General features: G+C 71.9%; 5 protein-coding genes. All 5 read left to right on the top strand.

Annotated features, from left to right (window positions below; all coding sequences use genetic code 11):
- The first annotated feature begins 180 nt into the window (after positions 1 to 180).
- Positions 181 to 765 (top strand): hypothetical protein, encoded by a 585-nt coding sequence (locus O3Q52_RS17085; protein ID WP_269649634.1) that lies wholly within the window; start codon positions 181 to 183, stop codon positions 763 to 765.
- Positions 766 to 810: 45 nt separating this feature from the next.
- Entirely contained in the window at positions 811 to 4,044 is a 3,234-nt protein-coding gene (locus O3Q52_RS17080; RefSeq protein ID WP_269649633.1) for a S41 family peptidase, read from the top strand.
- A gap of 134 nt (positions 4,045 to 4,178) precedes the next feature.
- Positions 4,179 to 4,532, top strand: coding sequence for a histidine triad nucleotide-binding protein (locus tag O3Q52_RS17075; protein WP_269649632.1), 354 nt, complete (start codon positions 4,179 to 4,181; stop codon positions 4,530 to 4,532).
- 32 nt (positions 4,533 to 4,564) lie between these two features.
- On the top strand, positions 4,565 to 5,470 hold the full coding sequence (locus tag O3Q52_RS17070; protein WP_269649631.1) for a ribonuclease Z: 906 nt from the start codon (positions 4,565 to 4,567) through the stop codon (positions 5,468 to 5,470).
- 20 nt (positions 5,471 to 5,490) lie between these two features.
- Entirely contained in the window at positions 5,491 to 6,483 is a 993-nt protein-coding gene (locus tag O3Q52_RS17065) for an adenosine deaminase (protein ID WP_269649630.1), read from the top strand.
- The last annotated feature ends 11 nt before the right edge of the window (positions 6,484 to 6,494 follow it).

Below are 6,494 nucleotides of genomic sequence, written 5' to 3'. Positions count from 1 at the left end.
GATTTCGCGGCCCGGGCCGACATTTCAGCCCGTCCGGCGTTTGAGGACGAGGCCGTTCAGGCCGATAGGGGGGTCTGGGGGTCGCAGCCCCCAGGGACGGGACGGGTAGGGGCGGCGGGGGTGAAATCGTGGCCGCATGCGGTCTATCGGGCTTCGCTCGGGGGTGGCACGCTGCCGTCTGTGGGGGCATTGAGGCGTATACGGGGTCGGACGGGTGGGCGGCGGGGACCGGTCGCGGCCGGCCTCGCCGCCGTGGCCGTGTTCGGCGTGGTCGCGTGTGAACCCGGCAACGGAATCAGCGCAGCCGCGGTGGCGATCACGACCGACCAGACGGGAACCCGCGAGCTGGAGAAGCAGGGCGTCGACGTCCAGTGGCTCAGCTGCACCGCCTCGTACGGGAACAACGGGGGGAAGAACGGGCAGACGGACGGGAGTTCGCCCAGCGTGCGGAGTTTCGCGACCGTCGACTGTGTCGGCGAGGAGAAGGACGGGCGCGAGATCACCATCAAGGGCAAGGTGACGCAGGAGATCAACGGGACCTGCGTACGGGGCGACCTGACCGCCAAGGTGGGCGGCAAGGAGTGGTTCCGCGTGGACGTGCTCGGGAACTGCAGGGCGGGCACGCCGAGCACCGTCAACCCGTGGACACCGCCCGTCGACAACAGGACGACCCCGCCACCCGGGCAGCCCGGGGCGACCGTCACCGTCACCAGGACCGTCACCGAGTACCCGCACCCCACCTGCTCCTGCTTCCAGGGCAAGTGATCGAAAGCTCTGGTCGCGGACAGGACCGCTGCATAGGGTGATCGGGTGACACAGACTGCATCCGCCGCATCTGCCCCGTATCTCCGGTATCCGCATCTGCACGGCGAGTTGATCGCCTTCACCGCCGAGGACGACGTCTGGGTCGCGCCGCTCGACGGCGGGCGTGCCTGGCGGGTCAGCGCCGACAACGTCCCGGTGAACCATCCCCGCATCTCCCCGGACGGAACGACCGTCGCCTGGACCTCCACCCGCGACGGGGCACCCGAGGTGCATATCGCCCCCGTCGACGGCGGCTCCACCAAACGCCTTACGTACTGGGGGAGTTGGAAGACCCAGGTGCGCGGCTGGACCCCGGAGGGCGAGGTGCTCGCCCTCAGCACGCAGGGCCAGGCGAGCCTGCGCCGCAGCTGGGCCCGGGCCATCCCGCTCGACGGCGGCCCCGCGACCACGCTTCCGTACGGGCCCGTCGGCGATGTGGCCCAGGGCCCCGGCACGCTCCTGCTGTCCGCGCCCATGGGCCGTGAGGCCGCCTGGTGGAAGCGGTACCGGGGCGGCACGGCCGGGAAACTGTGGATCGACCGCGAGGGCGACGGGGAGTTCGTACGGCTGCATGCCGACCTGGACGGGAATCTGGAGTACCCCTCGTGGGTCGGGGAGCGGGTCGTCTTCCTCTCCGATCACGAAGGCGTGGGGGCCGTGTACTCCTCCCTCGCGGACGAATCGGATCTGCGGCGGCATACGGCAGTTGACGGGTTCTACGCCCGGCACGCCTCCACCGACGGGGCCCGCGTCGTGTACGCCTCCGCCGGTGAGCTGTGGATCCTCGACGACCTCGACGGGGCCGAGCCGCGGCGGCTCGACATCCGGCTCGGCGGACAGCGCGTCGATCTGCAGCCGCATCCCGTGAGCGCGGCCCGCTGGTTCGGTGCCGCCGCACCCGACCACACCGGCCGCGGCAGCGCGGTCGCCGTGCGCGGAGCCGTCCACTGGGTCACCCACCGCTCGGGCCCGACCCGCGCGCTCGCCGCCGAACAGGGCGTACGGGCCCGGCTGCCCCGCACCTTCCGCGCGGACGGCGAGGAGCACGTGGTGTGGGTGACGGACGCCGAGGGCGATGACGCCCTTGAGTTCGCGCCCGCCACCGGCGTCGCGCCCGGAGCCACCCCGCGACGCCTCGCCGCCGGACAGCTCGGGCGGGTGCTCGGGCTCGCGGTGGCGCCCGACGGCAGCCGTGCCGCGGTCGCCTCGCACGACGGACGCGTACTGCTCGTCGAGCGGGAGACCGGTGAGGTCCGGGAGGTCGACCGCAGCGAGGACGGCGAGGTCTCCGGGCTCGCCTTCTCGCCCGACTCGGCCTGGCTCGCCTGGTCGCACCCCGGCCCGCGCCCGCTGCGCCAGCTCAAGCTCGCCAACACCGCGGACCTGTCGGTGACCGAGGCGACGCCGCTCCGATTCCGGGACTACGCGCCTGCGTTCACGCTCGACGGGAAGCATCTGGCGTTCCTGTCCGCACGGTCCTTCGACCCCGTCTACGACGAGCACGTCTTCGACCTGGCCTTCGTCGGGGGCTCGCGGCCGCATCTCATCACCCTCGCCGCGACCACCCCCTCGCCCTTCGGGCCGCAGCGGCACGGCCGGCCCTTCGAGGCGCCGGACAGCCCAGGGGCCGAGACGCCCGAGAGCGAGGGCTCCCCGGCGACGCGGATCGACCTCGACGGGCTCGGCGACCGCATCGTGCCGTTCCCCGTCGAGGCCGCCCGCTACTCCGCACTGCGGGCCGCCAAGGACGGGCTGCTGTGGCTGCGCCACCCCGTGCGGGGCGTGCTCGGCGCCTCCCGCGCCACCCCGGACGACCCGGACCCGAAGACCGACCTGGAGCGCTACGACCTCGTCCAGCAGCGCATGGAGCATCTCGCCTCGGACGCCGACGGCTTCATGGTCACCGGCGACGGCAAGCGGATCCTGCTGTGGACCGACAGCAAGCTCAAGGTCGTACCGAGCGACCGGCGCGCCTCGAACGACGACGAGAGCGACACCAACATCACCGTCGACCTCTCGCGCATCCGCCAGACCGTCGACCCGGCCGCCGAGTGGCGGCAGATGTACGACGAGACCGGCCGCCTCATGCGCGACAACTTCTGGCGCCCCGACCTGGGCGGCACCGACTGGGACGGCGTACTGGACCGGTACCGGCCCGTGCTCGAACGGGTCGCCACCCACGACGACCTGGTCGACCTGCTGTGGGAGGTGCAGGGCGAACTCGGCACCTCGCACGCGTACGTCATGCCGCGCGGCGGATACGGCGGCGGCGAGCGGCAGGGGCTGCGCGGGGCCGACATCTCCCGCCACGAGGACGGTCCGCAGGGTTCGCCGCAGTGGCGCATCGACCGCATCCTGCCGTCGGAGACCTCCGACCCCGACGCGCAGTCGCCGCTCGCCGCGCCCGGGGTCGCCGTACGCGCCGGGGACGCGATCGTGGCCGTCTCCGGGCGGCCCGTCGACCCGGTGACCGGGCCCGGACCGCTGCTCGTCGGCACGGCGGGCAAGGCCGTCGAGCTCACCGTGTCCCCGGCGGGCGGCGGCGATCCGCGGCACGCCGTCGTCGTACCGATCTCGGACGAGGAGCCGCTGCGCTACCACGCGTGGGTCGCCGACCGGCGCGCCTACGTCCATGAGAAGTCCGGCGGCCGGCTCGGCTATCTGCACGTGCCCGACATGCAGGCGCCCGGCTGGGCCCAGATCCACCGCGACCTGCGGATCGAGGTCGCCCGCGAGGGCCTCGTCGTGGACGTCCGCGAGAACCGTGGCGGCCACACCTCCCAGCTGGTCGTCGAGAAGCTCGCCCGGCGCATCGTCGGCTGGGACCTCGCACGCGGCATGCGGCCCACCAGCTATCCGGAGGACGCGCCGCGCGGGCCCGTCGTCGCCGTCGCCAACGAGTTCTCCGGCTCGGACGGCGACATCGTCAACGCCGCGATCAAGGCCCTCGGCATCGGGCCCGTCGTCGGTACGCGTACGTGGGGTGGCGTCGTCGGGATCGACAGCCGGTACCGGCTCGTCGACGGGACGCTCGTCACCCAGCCCAAGTACGCGTTCTGGCTTGAGGGTTACGAGTGGGGCGTGGAGAACCACGGGGTCGACCCGGACGTCGAGGTGGTCCAGGCTCCGCAGGATTACGCGGCCGGTCGTGACGTGCAGCTCGACGAGGCGATCCGTATCGCGCTCGCGGCGCTGTCGGAGAACCCGGCGAGGACGGCTCCGCAGTTGCCGTCGGAGTAGGGCGCGCGGGGTGGTGCTTCTTCGGGTGCGGGTGAGGGTGCGTGGGGGCTGGTCGCGCAGTTCCCCGCGCCCCTTGCGGGGCACGGGCTCGGTACCATGCCCGGGCAACGATCATCCAGCGTGAGGAGCCACGCATGGCAGGCGCAGCGAAGCACGACTGTCTGTTCTGCAAGATTGTCGGGGGGCAGATCCCGGCGACCGTCGTCCGTGAGACCGAAACGACCGTCGCCTTCCGGGACATCAACCCGCAGGCGCCCATCCACGTCCTGGTGATCCCGAAGGTCCACCACCGGGACGTCGCCTCCCTCGCGGTCGCCGAGCCGGCGATCCTCGCGGATGTCGTGCGGGAGGCCGGTGAGGTCGCCGCCGAGGAGAAGCTCGACAGCTACCGCATCGTCTTCAACACCGGCAGCGGTGCGGGCCAGACCGTCTTCCACGCGCACGCCCATGTGCTGGGCGGCCGCGGCATGCAGTGGCCGCCGGGCTAGCCGCGGCGCACGGGAAACCCGGGTAACTCGACGTGTCCGTACGCGAATTGGTGGTCCTCGGCACCGCCAGCCAGGTGCCCACCCGGCACCGCAACCACAACGGCTATCTGCTGCGCTGGGACGGCGAGGGCATCCTCTTCGACCCCGGCGAGGGCACGCAGCGGCAGATGCTGCGCGCCGGGGCCGCCGCGCACGACCTCCACCGGATCTGCGTCACGCACTTCCACGGCGACCACTCCCTCGGCCTCGCCGGGGTGATCCAGCGGATCAACCTCGACCGGGTGCCGCACGAGATCACCGCCCACTTCCCGCGCTCCGGGCAGCGGTTCTACGACCGGCTGCGGTACTCGACCGCCTACCGCGAGACGGTCCCGCTCACCGAGGCGCCGGTCGACTCCGACGGCGTCCTCGCGACCACGCCGTCGTACGTGCTGGAGGCCCGCAAGCTCTCCCACCCCGTCGAGTCGTACGGCTACCGGCTCGTCGAGCCCGACGGGCGGCGGATGCTGCCCGAGCGGCTCGCCTCGTACGGGATCAAGGGTGCGGAGGTGGGGCGGATCCAGCGGGAGGGCGCGCTGGGGGAGGTGTCGCTCGACGACGTCAGCGAGGTGCGGCGCGGGCAGCGGTTCGCGTTCGTCATGGACACCCGGCTGTGCGACGGGGTGCACGCGCTCGCGGAGGGCTGCGACATGCTCGTCATCGAATCGACGTTCCTGGACGGTGACATGCAACTCGCCGTCGACCACGGGCACCTGACGGCAGGTCAGGCGGGGGCGGTGGCCCGGGACGCGGGCGTACGGCATCTCGTGCTCACGCACTTCAGTCAGCGGTACGACGATCCCGAAGAGTTCGAGCGGCAGGCGCGGGCCGCCGGGTTCGAGGGGGAGCTGACGGTGGCGCACGATCTGCTCCGGGTGCCGGTACCGAAGCGCAGATGAAACGGCCGTACGATGCCCTGATGTCCATCCCGAAAGCCGAACTGCACCTCCATATCGAAGGCACCCTGGAGCCCGAGCTGGCCTTCGCGCTCGCCGCGCGCAACGGTGTTCCGCTGCCCTACGCGGACACCGACGAGCTCCGTAAGGCGTATCAGTTCTCGGACCTGCAGTCGTTCCTGAACCTGTACTACGAGCTCATGGCCGTGCTCCGGACCGAGGACGACTTCGCGGACCTCGCCGACGCGTATCTCGCGCGGGCCGCCGCGCAGGGGGTGCGGCACGCGGAGATCTTCTTCGATCCGCAGGCGCACATCTCCCGGGGTGTCGGGATCGGGACCGTGGTGGAGGGGCTCGGGCGGGCGCTCGACCGGAGCGAGGCCGTGCACGGGGTCTCCACCCAGCTGATCATGTGCTTCCTGCGGGACGAGTCCGCCGCGTCCGCGATGGAGACGCTGGAGGCCGCGAAGCCGTACCTCGGCCGGATCGTCGGTGTCGGGCTCGACTCCGCCGAGGTCGGGCATCCGCCCGTGAAGTTCCGTGAGGTGTACGAGGCCGCTGCCGCGCTCGGGCTGCGGAGGGTCGCCCACGCGGGGGAGGAGGGGCCGCCCTCCTACATCACCGAGGCGCTCGATGTGCTCGGGGTCGAGCGGATCGATCACGGGCTGCGGTGCATGGAGGATCCTGAGCTGGTGGCTCGGCTGGTGCGGGAGCGGGTGCCGTTGACGTTGTGTCCGCTGTCCAACGTGCGGCTTCGGGCCGTGGATGTTCTGGAGGAGCATCCGTTGCCCGCGATGCTCGACGCGGGGCTGTTGTGCACGGTCAACTCCGATGATCCCGCGTACTTCGGTGGGTACGCCGGGGACAACTTCCTTGCCGTCCGCGAGGCGTTGGGGCTGTCCCCGGACCGCCTGCGCGACCTCGCCCGCAACTCGTTCGTGGCGGCCTTCCTCGACCACGACGAGGAGCGGCGCTCCCGGTACCTCGCAGAGGTGGAGGCGTACGAGTTCCCCTGACGGGGCTGAGA

This window comes from Streptomyces sp. ActVer (assembly GCF_027270795.1).
GTDB classification, from domain to species: Bacteria; Actinomycetota; Actinomycetes; order Streptomycetales; family Streptomycetaceae; genus Streptomyces; species Streptomyces umbrinus_A.
Note: the sequence above shows the minus strand (reverse complement) of the source record. Positions and strands in the feature narration are given on the sequence as shown.

Excerpts from the sequence above, each read along its gene's own strand:
- O3Q52_RS17075 (WP_269649632.1), top strand. The coding sequence starts at position 4,179 with ATGGCAGGCGCAGCGAAGCACGACTGTCTGTTCTGCAAGATTGTCGGG.
- O3Q52_RS17065 (WP_269649630.1), top strand. The coding sequence starts at position 5,491 with ATGTCCATCCCGAAAGCCGAACTGCACCTCCATATCGAAGGCACCCTG.